Source organism: Shewanella sp. SM20 (assembly GCF_025654545.1).
GTDB classification, from domain to species: domain Bacteria; phylum Pseudomonadota; class Gammaproteobacteria; order Enterobacterales; family Shewanellaceae; genus Shewanella; species Shewanella oncorhynchi.
In genome coordinates this window covers 1-17,851 of sequence record NZ_JAKKRK010000071.1, presented here as the reverse complement: position 1 = coordinate 17,851, position 17,851 = coordinate 1, and the positions used below count along the sequence as shown (strand labels likewise).

The window sequence follows — 17,851 nt, the reverse complement described above, 5'->3', positions numbered from 1 at the left end:
GTTGATGGTTCAATGCCTGTTGTGGCTAGTTGGTTTACACGCACAGCAACAGGGCTGGGATAAGCATTTTCAGGCCAATACCATTGGGCATCGAACGGTACTCTCAACGATTCGCTTGGGATTGGAGGTACTCAGGCGGCCTGATTATCAAATCACGGAGAAAGAATTGCTGGCGGCCTGGGTATTATTCGCCAATCAGTTGCTCAAATATGGCTATGCTATGGCTGATTTATGAGGGGATCCTTCAGGCCGTAGTGTGACTCAATTGCCCCGCGGCAACCGCAATGGCGCTGGCATGCTCGCCATTTGATTCAATTGATTTATTCAGTAAATCAATAAAATGCGACACCTCAGCCGAACCAATAGCCATTTTGCTGGTTTGCACACTAATGTCGTGGGCGGGGATGCTTTGCTCTTGTAATACCTTAATGTTTGCCTCATCGGTGTCGAGCTTAGCCTTAGATGCGCGCAAACACACCCATACCACTAAGCCACAGGCAAGAACGCCCAAGATCACCGCCTGCACAATACTCGGAAGATGCAGTCCCTCAAGTAATAAACTCCCCAGAGTGACCAGCGTAAAACTGATGAAAATTAAAATTTTGTGCTGTATTTCCATATACTTCCCGTAACTGCGCAAGGTAAAAATGAAAGGGAAATGCTAAGAGTCGAATCATTAGCCTTCGTTCAGCTGCTATCAATTACAGCGGCTATTGCTTACAACTGACGAGGGAGGACTAACTATGATAGCGCTCAAGATTTATAGTTTTAGTCTATTTCTCTGAATAAGCTAGATAATTTATCTCGCTAAATAAACAAAGTAGAAGTTAGCTATCATCAACAGTCTCACGAGCGTATGGCATTAGACATTAGTATTAATCTATCGCGATATAGTCCTTGCCTATCTAAAAGCGGATCTTCCTTGATAAAACCAACTTTGCCCTGAAATGCGTGCCCCGTCGCCTTCTAGGTAATAAATCACATAGGGACGACTGCACTTATGCCAAGAAAACTGCTAATATCGGCGCAATTTTTTTGAGCTAACGAGATCAAGATGGGCAGAGCATATCAAAACAAGAAAGAATCCATGGCGAAAACAGCCGGTCAAAAAACCCGCATTTATTCACGCTACGGTAAAGAGATTTACGTTGTCGCTAAGCAAGGCGGCGTTGAGCCCGATGGAAACTTATCACTGCGTCGCTTAATTGAACGCGCTAAGAAAGACCAAGTGCCCGCGCATGTTATTGAACGCGCAATTGAAAAAGCCAAAGGCGGCGGTGGTGAAGATTACGATACCGCCCGTTACGAAGGTTTTGGTCCTGGCAACTGCATGGTCATTGTTGACTGCTTAACCGATAACGTAAAACGTACCTTCACCGAAGTGCGTCAAGCCTTCGTGAAAAACGATGCCAAACTCGGCGGCCCTGGTACAGTTGGCCACATGTTTGATCATCAAGCCGTGTTCGTGTTTGCGGGTGATGACGAAGATGCGATTTTAGAACTGCTGATGATGGCTGACGTTGATGTAAGCGATGTTGAGCTTGAAGATGGCTTAATCACAGTATACGCGCCACACACTGAATACTTTAAAGTCAAAACTGCGCTGACCGAAGCAATGCCAGATGTTAACTTTGAATTTGACAATATCACCTTCGTACCGCAGGACATGACTAAAGTTGAAGGTGAAGATGTCGTTATGTTTGAAAAGTTTATTGCCGCACTTGAAGATTGTGACGACGTACAAAACGTCTATCACAATGCGGAAATTGATGACTAGACGTTTCTTTCGCCTGAAACAAAAACGCAGCCAAGAGCTGCGTTTTTTATTTATAGATCATAATATTAAGCTTCAATAAAGCAGCCATGAAACCCTAGTGGCAATACCCTGTTCATTTGAGCCGAAGCGATGGGGCCCGCACTGATATCACTGGCACGAAACAAAGACAAACCAGACTGTGCATTATGGTAATCGAGCCAAGTCATCAGTAAATAAGCTTCGTGCTGCTCAGTGGCGGGGATATAGAGCGGCTCTTCGGCAATTTTGCCTTTGCCAAGATAAAACGCGCTATAGCTCGCGTCGCCAAGTGTATCCGCACTGTGCTTGCTGCTGTCTTTTGCATTATGAATACAATATAGAGTGTTACTTAGCCCTGATTCAGAGTCAGATTCTGCTTCATATTTAAAGTTGGAGCTGGAGCCAGAGTTAACAGCTGAATCTGATCTTGCTCCAACGCCAAATAACGGAACAAACTCCGAAGCCCCGCCTGTTTTCTCTGCAAACGCTTTTTCACCGCTAGTTTGTTTTTTACCCATAATGTGCTGCGAAAACTGGGGAAACTCCATCATCACGCCGCTGCGGTTAATACGTGCAGAGGAAGACAAGGTCTCTGCAAACTGCGTTTTGCTAGCTGCTGTGAGTGGTACTGTGAGCGGTACTGTGATAGTCACTAACTCTGCATGGGGTGTCTTAGTTTTACGCTCCCCCGTCAGTAACCCCTTCATCCCTTGGGTTAAAATAGCTGAATTGGGGTAGAGGCAAAGCTGCACAGAAAGTTCGTCATTCTTCTCAATGGCTTGACCAAAGTGAAACACAAATCCCGCAGGCAGCGGGTGTAACTGGCGCGCTTTAAAGTCGGCTTTGTCGATAACCAGTAATTGCGATGGCAATTCGGGGCGCCATTTAAAAGCATCAATATAAGTTTCGCCCTCTTCATACACGCAGGATGAAATGTAAAACACCAGCTTATTCTCACTCTGCGCGAAGGCATGTAAGTAACTCGCCTGTGGTAATTCAATCACTTCCATTCTGGCTATGCTGTCATCGGACGCCACTTGATACACAAGTAATTGCTTCTCACCGCCTACATACCAGACGCCAAAATTCCATAGTCCACCTTGTCCGTCATCGAGCGGGTGAGCAGAAAAGGGCAAGCCCTTAAATTTGTCACCAAAGCTTTTCACGCCAAGCGTGGTTAAGGTCTGGGCATCAAGTCGATAGGGTGAACCCGCCTCCCATAAAGCGAGCAACTCGCCGTGGCGCGATAATAAACTAGTATTAGCCACATTCAAATCATCGTTATTTCGAATAGGTAAAGCATTGGGGATCACTGTGCCTGCGGTCGTGTACTTAAACGCGCCAGCGGCCTCTTCGACTTTAAACTTCTTTGTTTGGATAAACTTAGCCTGATGCTGAATTTGCCCATTGCTCACACTAAACTGTTGCACCATGCCATCACCATCAAACCAATGTTGATATGCCTTACCTGCCCGAGACATTTTCGCTGGCCCATTACGATATAGATTGCCATTCAACTGCGCTGGCCACTCGCCCGAAACCTGCATAGTGAGTAGCTGATAGTCGCCTTCAGCACCACTAAATCCAATCGCCCATGGCTCACGTGCGACCGCTTGTGCGTTATCCAGCGCCAGCAATTTATCCACTGAACAGGCCCAAACAGCGGTCGTCATTAGGGCGGCTGAGCCTGCTAGAAATTGACGTCTATCCATGGTGCAGCCCCCTCTTAGCGAATGTGTATAGTGATTTGCGTATCGGCCTTCAAACTAATGCTGGCGTCTTTAAAGCTCGCAGGTCCAAAACTGCCAGCGTTATTGCTAAAGCCATAACCTTCACTCGGCACACCTAACATATTGGTATCTAAACTATGATTGTTGTTTTCATCATGAAAGACCTTTACCGCGTATTGGCCATCGGCGAGATCGCTAAATACCAGCCTATGCTCTGTCTTAGTGACGGGCTTTATCATAGATGCGCAGGGATTGTGGCCTGCGGCGTAATCCTCGGCATTGGCATAAAGCTCAACCATCAAGGCGCCGGTTTGTACTTGAATATTATCGATATCCACAGTCAGGGTATGTGCCTGAATCCCTGTGGAAATGCTCGCTGCAGACAAGAGCAAGCAAGCTAAGCCTGCGCCCCGAATCGCTGATAACGTCCTTTTCGTCTTATTAGCTTGGCGAGCCAGTGTTGTCATAGCCGAGTTCATGTGTTTCATGTCTTACTCCTGTTATTTGCGCTCATAAGTAACTGCGATGGAGTTAGCTTAAAAAATCGCAAGACGAAAAACAGGTGCCAAAAGTCATGAAACAAAATGATAACAACATGACTTTTGGCATAGTGACATCTGGCGGTGATACCTTAGAATGGTCGGCAGAATTGGATTAAGGAATAGTCATTCGTGCTAGAAAATCGATTAGCGAAAGAAGAAAACATGTTGATTGCTGCAGGAGTGCTCACTTGGGCATTAGTCGCTTGGGTTGGGATAAACCAAGCCGCATTACATACATGGCAAGGCATGCTCAATGCAACGCTTTATGGGCTGTATTTAGTGCAATTTATACTAATAGCAACGGACATAGCTCCACATAATAATATTCAACTTCGCCGCATAACCACGCTAGCAATGCCCTTGATCGTACTGAGCTTATTACTCACGGCAAACCATGCATTGCTGCCGATCCTCTTCGTTATTTGGGCGTCACTGTTGCCTGAGTTTTTTAGTCGTCGCCAAGCCATTTCACAGCTAGTGTTGGTCAATGTTGTTTATTACCTACTGCAGCAATGGCAATGGCATGAACAAAGCAATGTGTTCAATATTTTGATTTATCTTGGCTTTCAATTCTTTGCCTACAGCAGTAGCCAAGCAAGGCTTTCTGAACGTAAATCACGTTTGATACAAGAACAGCTAAACCAACAGCTTATTGCCACTCGCGCCCTACTGAGCCAAGCCAGCGAACAGCAAGAAAGACTGCGGATATCACGCGATTTGCACGACATTCTCGGCCACCAACTCACAGCGCTTTCCCTGCAATTGGAAGTACTAAGCCATACAGCGCCCGAGGAACTCAAACCTCAAGTGAACCAAAGTAAATCCTTAGCTAAAGAGCTACTTGAAAGTATTCGCGCCGTCGTCAGGGCTCAAAGAGTGCAAGTGGGATTGGATTTAGTCCCACCTTTAGAGGCACTGATGACCCGCTTACCCAGCGTGACTCTTAACTGCAAAGGGATGAAGCCACTGCAATCAGCCGAACTGACTCAGGCACTACTGTTAGTGCTGCAGGAAGGCATCAGCAACGCCGTTCGTCACGGCAAGGCGAATCAACTGCAATTGAGCATGCAAGACTCCCAAAGCGCGCTGGTATTGCAACTAAGCGACAACGGCATGGGGCTAACACGGGGATCCGCGCGAAACGCATCAGCTAAAAGCGGCACTGGACAGTTCGGTACTGGGCTCGGCGGCATGCAGGAAAGGCTACAACCCTTTAATGGCACCTTGGAGTTAAGGGCAAATGACTCGGCGTCCGGTTGCCAACTCACCCTCACACTCCCAGCACTCGCTTAACTTTTTATTAAAAAAATCTTTGGAATAGCTATGGATATGCAAAACAACATCATCAGTGTCGGTTTAGTGGAAGATCAGCAATTGGTTCGCCAAGGGATCGCTAGCCTGCTCGCTATTTCCGACAACATTCGCGTGTTATGGCAAGCCGAAGACGGTCAAGATGCACTCAAAAAGCTTGCCAGCAATCCCGTCGATGTGCTGCTCAGTGATATCCGCATGCCAAATCTTGATGGTATCGCCATGCTCAAACAGATACGCCAGAGTGCCAATAGTTTACCTATCATCATGTTAACCACCTTCGATGACAGTGAGTTATTCCTCAATAGTTTGCAGGCGGGCGCCAATGGGTTTTTGCTCAAGGACGTGTCACTCGACAAGTTACTGCACGCCATCGAAACCGTCGCCAAAGGCGGCTACTTGATAGAGCCTTCGGTACTCAAACAGATGAGTGAGCCTAAACCTGCACCTAGCGTTGGGGTAACTAGAAATGAATTATTGTCGGAACGGGAGCGGGAAATTCTCAGTTTTATGGCGGGCGGCTTCTCCAACAAGGAAATCGCCAATGCGGTATTTTTAGCCGAGGGCACAGTGAAGAATCATGTCTCTAACATACTCACTAAACTCGATTGCCGAGACCGTACCCAAGCTGTGCTCAAGGGATTACAACTGGCATTGATTTAACCCATTAGCATTAAACCAAACCCGATTGCCAACAAAAAGGGCCATTTAAGGCCCTTTTTGTGCTCATCTAAAGCGATGAGTTATGACTAAAACCTAACGAAGATCCATCTCTTGGATAATTTCATGGGCAATAGCTGGCGTTGTACAGCTCGGGGTTTCATGCAAATCCGCTTTTAGCTGACCTTTACGGTGCTTAAGTGCTGCATCTAATTTTTTCGATGCGGCTTTGATTGCTGGGTACATAACCTCATCAGTACCTGAAGCAGAAATACGGCTTCCTTCATAATTCGTACGAAGCTCAACCTGATACTCGCCATGCTCTTTCGCAATAATAATGTCCAGTGCGATCAGAGAGGAGAAATGGGTGGCGATTTTTGCAAATTTTTCGTTAACATCTTCTCTAATAGAATCAGTAACATCGACGTGGTGACCAGAAATATTTATTTTCATAGGTTGTCCCTTTTAGTGTCATTACTTTTATTTTTGCTTCACTAATAGAGCTTGGGGCATGCAGGATAAAACACAAGGGTTATTGGCAAATATTTCGGTCAACTCAGGTATTAGCATCTCCTAAATGTGACCGCCATCAAGAAGTTAAAAATAAAACAGCGAGAAAAACATGATTAAGTGATTGATTTATAAACAGGCATTAATAATAAATCAATCACAAAATCCAATATGACATAAGGTAAATACGCTTAATATTTACGTTGCACACTCTGCTGCCAAAACTGTTGGGACAAATGATGCGTCTTGGTCGATAAACGCGACACTTGATCACCCCGCGCCGCCGCATCGAGCGTCTGCTCTAAACTCTGCTGAGCCAAGTCGCTAATCACATGGATAGCTCGGCTAATTTCTGCGGCCACGGAAGTCTGCTGCGTCATCGCCGCCGCATTATCATCGCTCAAAGAATTAATTCGCGAAATAGATGAAAGCAACTCGCCAAAAGCCACACTCGCATCTTGCGCTAAGCTTACCGAACGTTTTACCTGTTCCTGCCCCGCCATCATGGTCGAGGTCGCCCTTTGAGTGCTTTCCCTAAAACGGCTAACAATTAACTCAATTTGCGAGGTGGATTGGCTAGTACGGCTCGATAACTGCCTGACCTCATCGGCCACCACGGCAAAACCACGACCACTCTCACCAGCCCGCGCCGCTTCAATTGCCGCATTTAAGGCTAATAAGTTAGTTTGGTCGGCAATGGCACGTATCACCTCAAGCACTTGGTGAATCGCACTGCTATCTTGTTCAATAGCTTGTACAACATCGGAAAAGTGGCTCACTTGTACACTTAACTGATGTATCGCATCAATAACCGTTTCTAAACGTGAATGACCGCGTTGAGCCGCCTCATGGCTCGACACCATTTCCGAGGCAGTGCGATGAATGTTTCCCGTTACTTCAGCAAAACTGGCACTCATCTGCTCCATCGCAGTCGCAGCTTGCGTGGTTTGTTCACTCTGACTATCGGCATGCTCCCAAGTGTTTGTAATGGTTTGTTTAAGGCTGACACTTTGTGCTTGGATCTCACTGGCAGAATCAGCCATACGGCCAACAACGCCACCAATTTCAGTGATCAAAAAACGTAGGGCGAGGTCTAATTTACCGATCTCATCTTGGCGGCCGGTGTACACGCCCGTAGCGACGGGATCGTCAATAATGTTGGTTGCCATAGACACAAGCTTTTGCAGCGGCTGCATCAGGTAATACCATGCTAGGCACGCGAGACTCATCCCTACCATCGCGGCAACTATGGGGGAATAACTGGCAATCATCGCCGTAGCCGTAATCGAAACCAACATGGCCAGCAGTATTTTGCCACTGAAACCTAACCTATCTTTACGCAATACTTTAGGTTGCTTGCCTTGATTAATATCACTGTAAATACTCTCAGCGGCTTTAATCTGCTCAGGGGTAGCTTGGCGACGAACAGATTGATACTCATGAACTTTACCATCTTCATACACAGGCGCGACGTAGGCATTCACCCAATAATAGCCGCCCGTTTTGGTGCGATTTTTAACTATCCCCATCCAAGGCTTGCCCTGCTTAATTCGCTCCCAGAGGATCTTAAATGCAGCCGCAGGCATATCTTGATGGCGCACTATGTTATGTGGATTCCCTTGCAACTCAGCAACACTAAACCCACTGATCTGCGAAAAGGTCTGATTCACATATTTAATATTTCCCTTCAGATCCGTCGTTGATAGTAAAATCGCATTATCTGACAGGTGTGTTTCACCATTTGTAGAATTTTTATGCATAGGGTTATCAGGCTAGGTCTCGGTAAAAAAGATAACGCATTCTGCCAAAACCGTCGTCTATCAAAATTGATAAAGCTCACATTGGCAGCATAAAAATTAACCTAATGCTAAACAAGCAGTAACCACTAAACACATATCAACAAATAAAAACAAACAATTGTGACAGGGCGCTCGTTACGCTACATACGTTAAACTCGTCACCCTACACTCGCTAAAGCAGATTAGCTTAAGATCACAAATTCACATTCGAATCTAAATGATATCGTTTATCATTTGAATTAACTAAGTTATACTTCTCGCGGTTAGCTATCTACTGCTATAGAAATGCATTCGTCGTTAAGCCAAAAAGCTCAAGCACACTTTGCAGAATCAACAGTAGCGGATAGCCAAAACAGACCCATATTGGCTCGAAATGAGAAGTGGCACTTATGTCTAATACACCCGCGTTTGAAACCTCAACGCAATCTTCTACAACCCAAATGCGCTCGTTCTCGCTGATTTCGCGGGGAATTGTGCAATGGTTTAAGCAAGAGCAATCGCAGTTTGCCTTCAAAGTCTTTGCCCGTGCGAGTGCCGCTCTACTGGCGGGTTATGTTGCGGCAGCAACCTTGGCTTGCCTGCTGACATTAGTGCTACCTATGCCGCGCTTTGAAAGCACGATAACGGCCAATATGTTAGCTTTCCTGTTTTATGCCATCGCTATTATTTATGCCTTTTGTGTGCGTAAAACTTGGCATGCGTGGCGAGATTTAGGCTTAGTGAGTTTGTTATGTTTTGGATTGATCAAGGTATGTGGGCAATAAGATGAAAGAAACATTTTTTAGAACTTTATCTTGGCTACATACCTGGGCAGGCTTGCTGGTATGTTGGGTATTATTGTTGATCTTTTTTGCGGGTAGCTTGAGCTATTTTCGCCATGAGATCAGCCTTTGGAATGAACCCGAATTACACAAAGGGGTTTATCAAGACTACAGAGCCGATACACTCGAAAACCAATTAGATAAAGGTCAAAGTTACATAGAAGCGCATTCGCCGGCAACAGCGCAGCGCTGGATGATAGGTTTTCCAACTGAACGAACCCCCTTTCAAAGCGTTAGCTGGCAACTGCCACCAGAAAAAGGTCAGCGTCGTGGCAAGACTGAAGAACATGTAGCCTTAGCAGATGGCAGCGGCATGATCTCTGAAGTGCGTGAGAGTCGCGGCGGTGATTTCTTCTATCGTCTGCACTTTGACTTGCACTATATGTCCGCTATTACAGCGCGTTATATCGTCGGCGTTTGCACTATGTTTATGCTGATCGCCCTTATCAGTGGCATAGTGATCCACAAACGGATCTTCAAAGATTTGTTCAGTTTTAGACGGGATAAAGGCGCTCGCTCTTGGCTAGACGCGCACAATGTGAGCTCTGTCATCGCCCTGCCCTACCATTTGATGATCACTTATACAGGGCTTATTACCCTAATGCTTATCTATATCCCATGGACGGTTAATACCGCCTATTCGGGTGATAACCAAGCTTTTTTAAAAGAACTTAATCCCGCCAGACAAACCGAGAAAGCCGCGGGGATTAGTGCGCCACAGGTGCAACTGAGCCAATTACTACCTCAAGTGAAAGCCGCATGGGGCGATGCGCCAATTAAGCAAGTGATAGTGTCATACCCTAAAGATCAAAATAGCCAAGTGACCTTTTACCAAAACACAGGTAAAGATGTGACCGATGAAGCCAATATTTTGATATTCAACGGGGTAAATGGTGAGCTTAAATATGCCAGCCCGCACGAAGCCTCTGGAGCATCCGCGACTTACGATACTATGATGTCGCTGCACACGGCACGTTTTGCCGCACCGCTGCTAAGATTTTTATTCTTTTTCTGCGGTTTATTAGGCTGCGCTATGATCGCGACAGGCACTTTGATGTGGGCCATTCGTCTACGTCAAAAACAGCAAAAATTGATCGATAAAGGCGAGAAACCAAGCTTTGGATTACGTTTAGTTGAAGGGTTAAACTTCATGTTTATCTTAGGACTACCCTTAGGCACTGTAGCCTTCTTTTACGCCAATCGTCTCTTACCGACAAGTTTTGCAAGCCGCTCTGAATGGGAAGTTCACAGTTTCTTTATCGCGTTAGCGGTAATGGGTGTTTGGGCTTTCTTGGGTCGTTCACGTCGCCAGTGGCAAACCGCATTACGACTCACAGGGATTTTGTGCTGTACGCTGCCCGTGCTCAATGCCTTCACATCACCAAGCAATATCATCGACAATATCCAATCCCATCAATGGGCTTTAGTCGGATTTGACGTGCTCGCAGTGCTACTTGGTGGCGCTATGCTATTTGCCAGTAAAAGAGTGACTTTGATTGCTAAGGCCACCACTAAACACCCAGAAAAAGCAAAAAATGCACGTAGAAGCGAATCCCAAACATCCCTTGCCAGCGACCTTAGCTCGTCATCTTCATTGGAGGAAGCCAAATCATGATGCCAGAACTTATTCCCCAACTTGGGATCTTAGGTTTGAGTTATCTTTCCCTCGCCCTGTTTGCTTTAGCTAAGTTTGGTCACTTCAAGGATGTGTTCAATCGTCCACCAGCACAATGGCAAAGTCGTTTGCTAACCTTGTTTGCTTGGTTACTACTAGCATTTAGCTTAAGTGCCTGCGCGAGCGATCAAGGCTGGGCTTACGGGAGCATTTTGTTTATGGGAATAATTTCCCTCGCGGCAATGCTGGTCATCCTAACGTTAAGCTACAGCCCGCGCCATTTACCGATAGGAATCGTCACTGGCAGCGTGCTCACTGGCACTCTATTACTGAGTGCTGGGATCTAATGTCCAGCTAACACTGGCATGGCGATCATGGCTAAGTGAGCACCGCTAGGCTATAGTGCCCTGATGTCCTTCAGATAGGAGAAAATAATGGGCTTTAACTTAACGGTTAACTGGCAAACCTCGCCCGCCGAAGAAGGCGAATTTTGTCGAGACCACAGTATTACCTTTGGCAGCGGCCAGACGATTCAAGCCTCGTCGGCACCGGAATACAAAGGCAATGGGCAAAATGTCAATCCAGAGGAAAGCCTGTTGGCTGCATTATCCTCATGCCATATGTTGACCTTTCTAGCAATTGCGCATCTTAAGCGCTTACCTGTAACCTCCTATGTGGATAATGCCACTGCAGAGCTGGGTAAAAACGAGGCGGGCAAGTTGGCCGTGACAAAGATGGTGCTCAATCCTAAGGTCATTTTCGCTGAAGGGGTCGAAGTTAGCCAAGAAACCCTTGAGAAAATTCACGAGAAAGCACATGCAAATTGCTTTATCGCTAATAGTTTAGCAACAGATATTCAAATCAAGTTTTAGGATTTGAGCAGATCTTTATGGCCCGCTGATGGTTTTCCTAAGCGGGCTTTTTTATTGCCGCACCGTAACTCAATAGCTGTCTGAATCATTGCTATCATCGAATTATCCGCGCCACCTAATCATCCACAGAGTCCAACTTTTCACCATTATTCAGCTCAGGTCCAGCTTTTAAACAGTACGATATAAGCCAATCTTAGCTTGGTATCATCTGTTGGAGTTAAAAGATGCACATTCAACCACTGCGAAATTCCCCGTCTGTCAGCCCACAAAAAAATGTCTCTACTGCTGAATTTGCACAGGTTAAAAATCCAGTTCAAACCAGCGCACCAGCATCAACTGATACAGTAACGCTTTCTAGCGATGCAAAACAATTGGCGGCGAATACGCAAAAACCAGCAGAAATGCCAGCACTGAGGGATAACATAGAAACCTTAGTCGAATTGAAACACGCGAAGATGAAGTATCAAGTGATCGCCGACATGACCAATTTAGCGACAGGAACGAGCCAAGGGATTTCAGCGCCAACGGCCTATTATCTAAGCCATAACGAAGACGCGAGAGCAATGACAGTTAATCACCTTGCCCAACAACAGCAAGTGAACACTATGCAAACCTATGCGGAAACAAGTAAAAATGGGAATAGAAGTATTAATGAATGGGCATAAAAATGGGTGTTGTCTCGGGAACCAAGAGACAACACCCTAACTTTGTACGCGGACATGCTAGCCGAAATACCTTAAATTTCGGTTAAATACTGAATTTAAATATCAATTACTTAACTTTAATATCCTGTGCCATACCTTTTACAGGCAAAGGTTGCACTTTTAAGGCTGGGATTGGCTGTTTAACCAACTCATCCTTTAAATAACTTATTGCAGTTTCAAGCTGCGCATCTTTTCCATTAAAGGTAGCAAAAGGTAAGTTATCGACTTCAATATCCGGCGTTACGCCATGGCCTTCAAGCACCCAGCGGCCATCCATTGCATACTGTGGATACTCGGCCACCCGCGCCATCCCTTTATCAGTCAACGCATTTCGCCCAGATAACCACACGCCCGCCCCTGCCGTTTGCTTACCAATTAAGGGCGCAATACCGAGTGCTTTAATCCCTGCGGAGAAGGTTTCGCCGTCGGAATAGGTCAGTTCATCGGTTAACACCACTAAATGACCGCGGAAGGTTTGTTGCATATTGGTGTTTGGCGTGCCATGGGTCGGTTGCCAAAACGCCCAAGCGCGGCGTAGTAACTTCTCGATAATCCAACTGTCAATATTGCCACCGCGGTTACGGCGAACATCGATAATCAAACCCTCTTTATCGTAGTTGGCATAAAACTCACGAGCGAAACTTTCAATATCACCACCACCCATGGCATATAAGTGCAAATAACCCATCTTGCCCTGACTTGCATCCTCGACCACAGCCGCGTTATCGCTCACCCAATCTAAGTAACGTAATTGACTGTCCACCACAGCGCTAACGGGCATGACGATGGTTTTATGGGTTTGGCTACCACGCTTAAGCTGTAGTAATACTTGCTTATCCTGTTGATTACGTAAAAGACGCGTGACGTCGGCCACATTCGCCACTGGCGTGCCATTGATAGCCAGTAACATATCGCCTTCTTTAGCATCGACTTCGATACGATTTAACGGTGAAGCATTAGCAGGTAACTCAGGATCGTTACTGTAAATGTGCGCGATTTTAACGCCATCTGCCGTTTGTTGTAGGCGCGCGCCAAGACTTGCCGCTTTAGCCGCATCGGGATCTTGAGGTATGTCACCACCGCGCACCTGTGAGTGCAAAGAATCTAACTCACCCATCATTTGCATGAAGATGTCGTTCAGTTCATTGCGATCAGTCAGGCGGTCGAGCAAAGGCTGATACTTAGCCTTAGTGGCTTGCCAATCGAGGCCGCGCATCTTCTTATCGAAGAAAGATTCTCGGTGCATCAACCACGCATCTTCAAACATTTGCTGCCATTCAAGCTGCGGAGAAATCGCTAGCTGCCATTGTTCCGTTTGCACTTTGGCATTATCCGTATCGCCTAATTTATCGCCGCCATCAACGATCAGGAGTGATTTCTCATTACTGTGCTTACGTAGCATCAGCTTTTTACCATCGGCAGAAACCTCATATTGGCCAATGTCCTCGGCAAAAACCTCGGCTTTGGGGCTTAATCGGTCAAATTTGATGGTCATTAAATTAGGTGCGACATCGTCACCAATAGCTTGATCTAACAGATAAAGTCTATCATCGACGACGCGCAGCTTACTGTAATTGCCTGAATCGACAGGCACTTGCCATAAACGCTGAGAGATCCCTGCCCAATCGATTTTCACTGGACTCGGTTTATCCTTAGCATCGGTTTTTTCAACTTGATTAGATTCGAGTTCATTGGGTTTACTAAAGGGGAATTTGGCATTTTTGACCAGTGCGATGGCAAAAATTTGGCTGCGTTTATCAAACACTGGACCCATGTTTCTATCGCCCCAAGGTGAACTTGGTGTTGCGCTGAATTGGCGGTTTGACAGGAAATATAGCCACTGGCCGTCACTGCTAAAGGTTGGCGAATAGGACTCGTATTTGTCGCTGGTGAGCGTCTCGGCCTTATTTTCATCCACAGAATACAGGACGATTTGCGGACGTTGTTTACCGATTTCCGACTTAGTTAATGCAATAAAACGGCTGTCACCGGACCAGCGGATATCGGCGTAAGGCCCAAGTCCCTCGCCGTTAGTGATGATTTTTTGATTGGTATTTTTCTTTAAGTCGAGCAGCCAAACGTTACCATCGTTATCGTCATGGGCGATAAATCGACCGTCACTGGACAAATTAAGACTCATTCTTAAAGTATGACTGTCTTTGGTTAACTGTTTAGCACCACTGCTGCCATCAGCAGGGAATTGCCAAATTTCCTGCTGACCTGTCATGTCGCTAATCGCATAAACCGACTTACCATCTTGGCTCAACACAGCTTCCCTTACGCGATAAGTCCCCGGCAGTGCAACTTGAACTAAACGCGAGCCATCAATACCCGCGATCGCCACGTGGCTGCGGGCGGTGATCACCACTTTATCGCCAGCGGGGGCCAAATTAGTCGAAGAAGCGTAATCCATAGGCTCTGTCACCCAATGCTCACGGCGCTCGGCAAAATCGGAAATGAGTTCAATATTGACTAACGAGTCTTTAGCGGCCGCAATATCAAACACATGGATATCCGCACCTAACTGGAATACCACTTTGCCTTGGTCCATCCGCGCACCGCGGACCTGCCAATCTTTAAATTGGGTTAACTGTTTTGCATCTGAACCATCGAGCGCACTCGACCAGAGGTTGTCGTTGCCATCGCTGTCGCTAATAAAATAGAGTCTGTCCTGCCATAGCATAGGTTGGCGCACTGAGCCGTCGTGTTGGCCGCTGAGCAACTGTGCTTCGGTTTTGCTGCCGAGTTTAAAGCGCCATAATTCACCTTTTGCACCGCCACGGTACACTTTGGCGTTATCGCCAGTCACTTGCAGACCAAAGCGGGTGAAGTACACGTATTCGTTGCGATCATCAATCACACCTTCGACCGCATCGGCTAAGGGTAAATCTGTGGTGGTGAGGGTTTGAGGATCGACGCTGCGCAGCATCCAATTATTAGCAGGACCAAAGCCCGTGTCGGTAGAATATAAAATCTCGCCTTTGGCAGTCCAGCCCTGAACTCGTACACGGCTATTCTCAAAACTCACCCGTTTAGCCACACCGCCCGTAATGGGGATCACATACACTTCGCTCGCGCCTTCATAGTTGGCAACATAAGCAACCCACTTACCGTCGGCCGAAATAATCGCCCCTAGTTCTTCTGCGGGTAAACTCGTTAAGCGAGTAGCCGCTTTTTGACCTAAGGTCTGAGTCCATAAATCCCCTTCTGCAGTAAAGACTAAGGTTTGATCGTGCAACGCTGGCGCACGGTAATACCCTTGATTGCTCACCGCATCGGCAGCGATGGTTTGGAACGCTGTTAATGTGCCTAGGGCAAGCATACAGCAGGCGACAGAATGGCGAAGTTTCATGTATGACCTCTATCCTATTGTTATTTTTAGCAATAGACTCTTTACTACGAGATTTTGCTAGCAGATTTAGCGAAGAAATTCTTGCCATGGGCTTTTGTAAAAAACCACAATCAAGTCCAAAGCATGACAATTGAGCCCAACAAGCTAGCAGAATTTGATAGAGAGTTCAGTAACTTCAAGTCAGAGAAGTTTTAGCAAATGTGTCACATCTTAAATCGCGGAGGAACAACTGAATAAAAGACAAGATTTTTTAGAGGAAAACATCAAAGATCATAGCGTTACCATATTGCACTAGGATAAAAATATACCAGAGTCGGACATGAGTGGCTAACGTGAAGGGCTAATGTTAAGGGCTGACATACAGCGTCTTTAGCGGACTGTTTAGGCGGCTCATATTAGACTGTTTCGCCAGTGTCATTTGTTGCCATTTATTGATTACTCGTGCAATTTCACCGTTATCCATCAATGCCTTAATCGCATGATTAAACTGCTCTAACTGGCTTGTCTTGATACTCGCTTTACTGAACATTAAATGAATATGGTTTTGATCTAACACTAACTTAAGTGATACTAGCTTGATGCGTTGATGCTGGCTGGCAATATAGGGCATGGCTAAGGTATCTCCGACGATCATATCTCCTCTACCGTAGATAAGCATTTGCACAGACTTATTTGAGTCGGGACTTAATACTAACAAGTGCTCCTGCTCTAATCGATATTGAGATTCTTGATAATCTGCACCATACCAACCGCTAGAAGGGACAAGTAGACGCAATTTTTGGGTAAAAATGTCCTCCCATTTATCGATATTAATCTGATCTTTTTGCTCATCGAGTACAAATAAGCGCAGCTCTTCATCCCGGTAATAGGTTGAAAAAAGAGCATAGTTTTGACGTTCATCCGTCATAGTCGCTCCCATCAACACATCTAACTGTCCTGCTCGCAACATCTGATGCGAGCGCTTAGCGGGCACATTAATAAAATGAACTTCACAACCAAGGTACACTGCAAATGCCCGCATCAGATCCACATCTAAGCCTTGTGCTTCTCCTTGAGGATCTTGCCAAGCATAGGGAGGCCAATCGTTGTAACCGACTTTAATCGTGTTCTTACAAGGTAAAGAACTATTGACCTGCGGCGCACTTACAGCGGGCAAGACTAAAAAAAGCATAAATAAGACAGGAACGTATTTAAACCATGGCATAGGCTAAGTTACTTGCCTCTTAAGTTGATGATCCTCTCTTGACTAAGATGAAGTATAACGATTCAGTGTCAGACTTCCGCGAGGGGGTTCTACCTCAGTAAGCGTAGTTGTCACTTAGATAGCGCGCCATAAACACCAGCGAGATCACAGTAATTAGCCTAAAAAAGGACGAGGGATAATAACAAAAAAGCACAACAGCCAAGAGTGAGATCTAAACGACTCACTATGCTGCGATAAAGGCTAAGCCTGAACGCAGGAGGTAAAATAAAGTTTTATAAATTTAAATCAGACACTTATAAATAATAGCAACAACTTTAGTGGGATCCCCCATATCGACTTGTAACCAAACTATGTGTGTCCCCCCCAATTCCTCACCCTGAGCCGTGGCGGACTCTTTAGCTTCATCAAGCTGGTTTTCATGGCGGCTCACCCCAGTGACTAAAGCAAAACTATCGCAGTGGGTGACTTCAAAATCGTAGGCCACGTTAATGCGACGATATAGTTCATGCTGCTTGGTCGCACATCCAGATATTAAAAAGCAAAAACATGTACTTAACAGAAAAAATTTAGACAAATCAATTAACCCACAGATTAAACACGCGGGTGAACATAACTAATTACAACCGATAAAATTGTGAACAATGTCACATATAAGAAACCAAGGATAATACAGAAAGTTACAAATATTAATTAACCTGAACTCGGGATAAGAAATGTTGAACTAATAGCCCTCCAAGTGATCGGATCTTTCGACCAAGAGAAACCCCATCACACCGGAGGGCCTATGCATAAATTAGTGGAAGTGTTTTGCGATGTCGATGATTTTTGCGCTGTTTTCATTCCAGAATGGGAAAAAACGCTGTTAACCGATGGTACACGCAAGCGTCAACGCCCTGGCCGTATGACGATGAGCGAAGTGATGACCATCATCATACT

15 protein-coding genes and 3 pseudogenes are annotated in these 17,851 nt (G+C 45.8%); 10 read left to right on the top strand and 8 right to left on the bottom strand.

All coding sequences use genetic code 11. The features are described 5' to 3' along the window. Positions 1-235, top strand: a pseudogene (locus L5M18_RS21005) (IS4 family transposase); the annotation flags it as partial. A 12-nt stretch (positions 236-247) separates the two neighbouring features. On the opposite strand, the pseudogene L5M18_RS21000 reads toward L5M18_RS21005, so the two are convergent. Then, a pseudogene (locus L5M18_RS21000) lies at positions 248-619 on the bottom strand (methyl-accepting chemotaxis protein); the annotation flags it as partial. Positions 620-1,054: 435 nt separating this feature from the next. Here L5M18_RS21000 and L5M18_RS20995 point away from each other — a divergent pair. After that, positions 1,055-1,777, top strand: coding sequence for a YebC/PmpR family DNA-binding transcriptional regulator (locus L5M18_RS20995; protein ID WP_105249827.1), 723 nt, complete (start codon positions 1,055-1,057; stop codon positions 1,775-1,777). Between the two features lie 65 nt (positions 1,778-1,842). Here the strand turns inward: L5M18_RS20995 and L5M18_RS20990 are convergent, their stop codons facing one another. Beyond that, on the bottom strand, positions 1,843-3,507 hold the full coding sequence (locus tag L5M18_RS20990; RefSeq protein ID WP_263198505.1) for a carotenoid oxygenase family protein: 1,665 nt from the start codon (positions 3,505-3,507) through the stop codon (positions 1,843-1,845). A 14-nt stretch (positions 3,508-3,521) separates the two neighbouring features. After that, complete coding sequence (locus L5M18_RS20985; RefSeq protein ID WP_263198503.1) at positions 3,522-4,013, bottom strand: DUF2141 domain-containing protein; 492 nt, start codon at positions 4,011-4,013, stop codon at positions 3,522-3,524. Positions 4,014-4,196: 183 nt separating this feature from the next. Here L5M18_RS20985 and L5M18_RS20980 point away from each other — a divergent pair, with 183 nt between their 5' ends. Both L5M18_RS20980 and L5M18_RS20975 read left to right on the top strand, forming a co-directional pair. Continuing rightward, positions 4,197-5,360, top strand: coding sequence for a sensor histidine kinase (locus tag L5M18_RS20980; RefSeq protein WP_263198501.1), 1,164 nt, complete (start codon positions 4,197-4,199; stop codon positions 5,358-5,360). A 30-nt stretch (positions 5,361-5,390) separates the two neighbouring features. After that, positions 5,391-6,041, top strand: a complete 651-nt coding sequence (locus L5M18_RS20975; protein WP_198572112.1) for a response regulator transcription factor — start codon at positions 5,391-5,393, stop codon at positions 6,039-6,041. 93 nt (positions 6,042-6,134) lie between these two features. Here L5M18_RS20975 and hpf read toward each other — a convergent pair whose 3' ends face one another. After that, on the bottom strand, positions 6,135-6,491 hold the full coding sequence (gene hpf / locus L5M18_RS20970) for a ribosome hibernation-promoting factor, HPF/YfiA family (RefSeq protein ID WP_263198499.1): 357 nt from the start codon (positions 6,489-6,491) through the stop codon (positions 6,135-6,137). Between the two features lie 248 nt (positions 6,492-6,739). Then, a complete protein-coding gene (locus L5M18_RS20965; protein WP_105249832.1) occupies positions 6,740-8,308 on the bottom strand; it encodes a methyl-accepting chemotaxis protein in 1,569 nt (522 codons plus the stop codon). A gap of 428 nt (positions 8,309-8,736) precedes the next feature. Between L5M18_RS20965 and L5M18_RS20960 the strand changes: the two genes are divergently transcribed. The 5 genes from L5M18_RS20960 to L5M18_RS20940 all read left to right on the top strand — a co-directional run bounded on the left by L5M18_RS20960 (position 8,737) and on the right by L5M18_RS20940 (position 12,320). Continuing rightward, positions 8,737-9,111: a DUF3649 domain-containing protein gene (locus L5M18_RS20960; protein ID WP_131523016.1), complete on the top strand. Its 375-nt coding sequence runs from the start codon at positions 8,737-8,739 to the stop codon at positions 9,109-9,111. A gap of 1 nt (position 9,112) precedes the next feature. Further along, the gene (locus L5M18_RS20955) at positions 9,113-10,783 is read left to right on the top strand and encodes a PepSY-associated TM helix domain-containing protein (RefSeq protein WP_263198497.1); all 1,671 of its coding nucleotides are present in this window, start codon (positions 9,113-9,115) and stop codon (positions 10,781-10,783) included. Next, positions 10,780-11,130, top strand: coding sequence for a DUF3325 domain-containing protein (locus L5M18_RS20950; RefSeq protein WP_263198496.1), 351 nt, complete (start codon positions 10,780-10,782; stop codon positions 11,128-11,130). Before L5M18_RS20955 ends, L5M18_RS20950 begins: the two co-directional genes overlap by 4 nt. Before the next feature lie 87 nt (positions 11,131-11,217). Next, complete coding sequence (locus L5M18_RS20945; protein WP_028760789.1) at positions 11,218-11,655, top strand: OsmC family protein; 438 nt, start codon at positions 11,218-11,220, stop codon at positions 11,653-11,655. 224 nt (positions 11,656-11,879) lie between these two features. Further along, positions 11,880-12,320: a hypothetical protein gene (locus tag L5M18_RS20940; RefSeq protein ID WP_263198495.1), complete on the top strand. Its 441-nt coding sequence runs from the start codon at positions 11,880-11,882 to the stop codon at positions 12,318-12,320. Between the two features lie 106 nt (positions 12,321-12,426). Here the strand turns inward: L5M18_RS20940 and L5M18_RS20935 are convergent, their stop codons facing one another. From L5M18_RS20935 to L5M18_RS20925, 3 genes are all read right to left on the bottom strand, one after another. After that, entirely contained in the window at positions 12,427-15,711 is a 3,285-nt protein-coding gene (locus tag L5M18_RS20935) for a S41 family peptidase (protein WP_263198494.1), read from the bottom strand. 346 nt (positions 15,712-16,057) lie between these two features. After that, the gene (locus L5M18_RS20930; protein WP_263198492.1) at positions 16,058-16,915 is read right to left on the bottom strand and encodes a substrate-binding periplasmic protein; all 858 of its coding nucleotides are present in this window, start codon (positions 16,913-16,915) and stop codon (positions 16,058-16,060) included. 280 nt (positions 16,916-17,195) lie between these two features. After that, complete coding sequence (locus L5M18_RS20925; protein WP_263198490.1) at positions 17,196-17,489, bottom strand: hypothetical protein; 294 nt, start codon at positions 17,487-17,489, stop codon at positions 17,196-17,198. A 210-nt stretch (positions 17,490-17,699) separates the two neighbouring features. Between L5M18_RS20925 and L5M18_RS20920 the strand changes: the two are divergent. Continuing rightward, positions 17,700-17,851, top strand: a pseudogene (locus L5M18_RS20920) (IS982 family transposase); the annotation flags it as partial.

Excerpts from the sequence above, each read along its gene's own strand:
- L5M18_RS20930 (WP_263198492.1), bottom strand. The coding sequence starts at position 16,915 with ATGCCATGGTTTAAATACGTTCCTGTCTTATTTATGCTTTTTTTAGTC.
- hpf (WP_263198499.1), bottom strand. The coding sequence starts at position 6,491 with ATGAAAATAAATATTTCTGGTCACCACGTCGATGTTACTGATTCTATT.
- L5M18_RS20960 (WP_131523016.1), top strand. The coding sequence starts at position 8,737 with ATGTCTAATACACCCGCGTTTGAAACCTCAACGCAATCTTCTACAACC.
- L5M18_RS20945 (WP_028760789.1), top strand. The coding sequence starts at position 11,218 with ATGGGCTTTAACTTAACGGTTAACTGGCAAACCTCGCCCGCCGAAGAA.
- L5M18_RS20955 (WP_263198497.1), top strand. The coding sequence starts at position 9,113 with ATGAAAGAAACATTTTTTAGAACTTTATCTTGGCTACATACCTGGGCA.
- L5M18_RS20985 (WP_263198503.1), bottom strand. The coding sequence starts at position 4,013 with ATGAAACACATGAACTCGGCTATGACAACACTGGCTCGCCAAGCTAAT.
- L5M18_RS20940 (WP_263198495.1), top strand. The coding sequence starts at position 11,880 with ATGCACATTCAACCACTGCGAAATTCCCCGTCTGTCAGCCCACAAAAA.
- L5M18_RS20965 (WP_105249832.1), bottom strand. The coding sequence starts at position 8,308 with ATGCATAAAAATTCTACAAATGGTGAAACACACCTGTCAGATAATGCG.
- L5M18_RS20995 (WP_105249827.1), top strand. The coding sequence starts at position 1,055 with ATGGGCAGAGCATATCAAAACAAGAAAGAATCCATGGCGAAAACAGCC.
- L5M18_RS20990 (WP_263198505.1), bottom strand. The coding sequence starts at position 3,507 with ATGGATAGACGTCAATTTCTAGCAGGCTCAGCCGCCCTAATGACGACC.
- L5M18_RS20935 (WP_263198494.1), bottom strand. The coding sequence starts at position 15,711 with ATGAAACTTCGCCATTCTGTCGCCTGCTGTATGCTTGCCCTAGGCACA.
- L5M18_RS20975 (WP_198572112.1), top strand. The coding sequence starts at position 5,391 with ATGGATATGCAAAACAACATCATCAGTGTCGGTTTAGTGGAAGATCAG.
- L5M18_RS20950 (WP_263198496.1), top strand. The coding sequence starts at position 10,780 with ATGATGCCAGAACTTATTCCCCAACTTGGGATCTTAGGTTTGAGTTAT.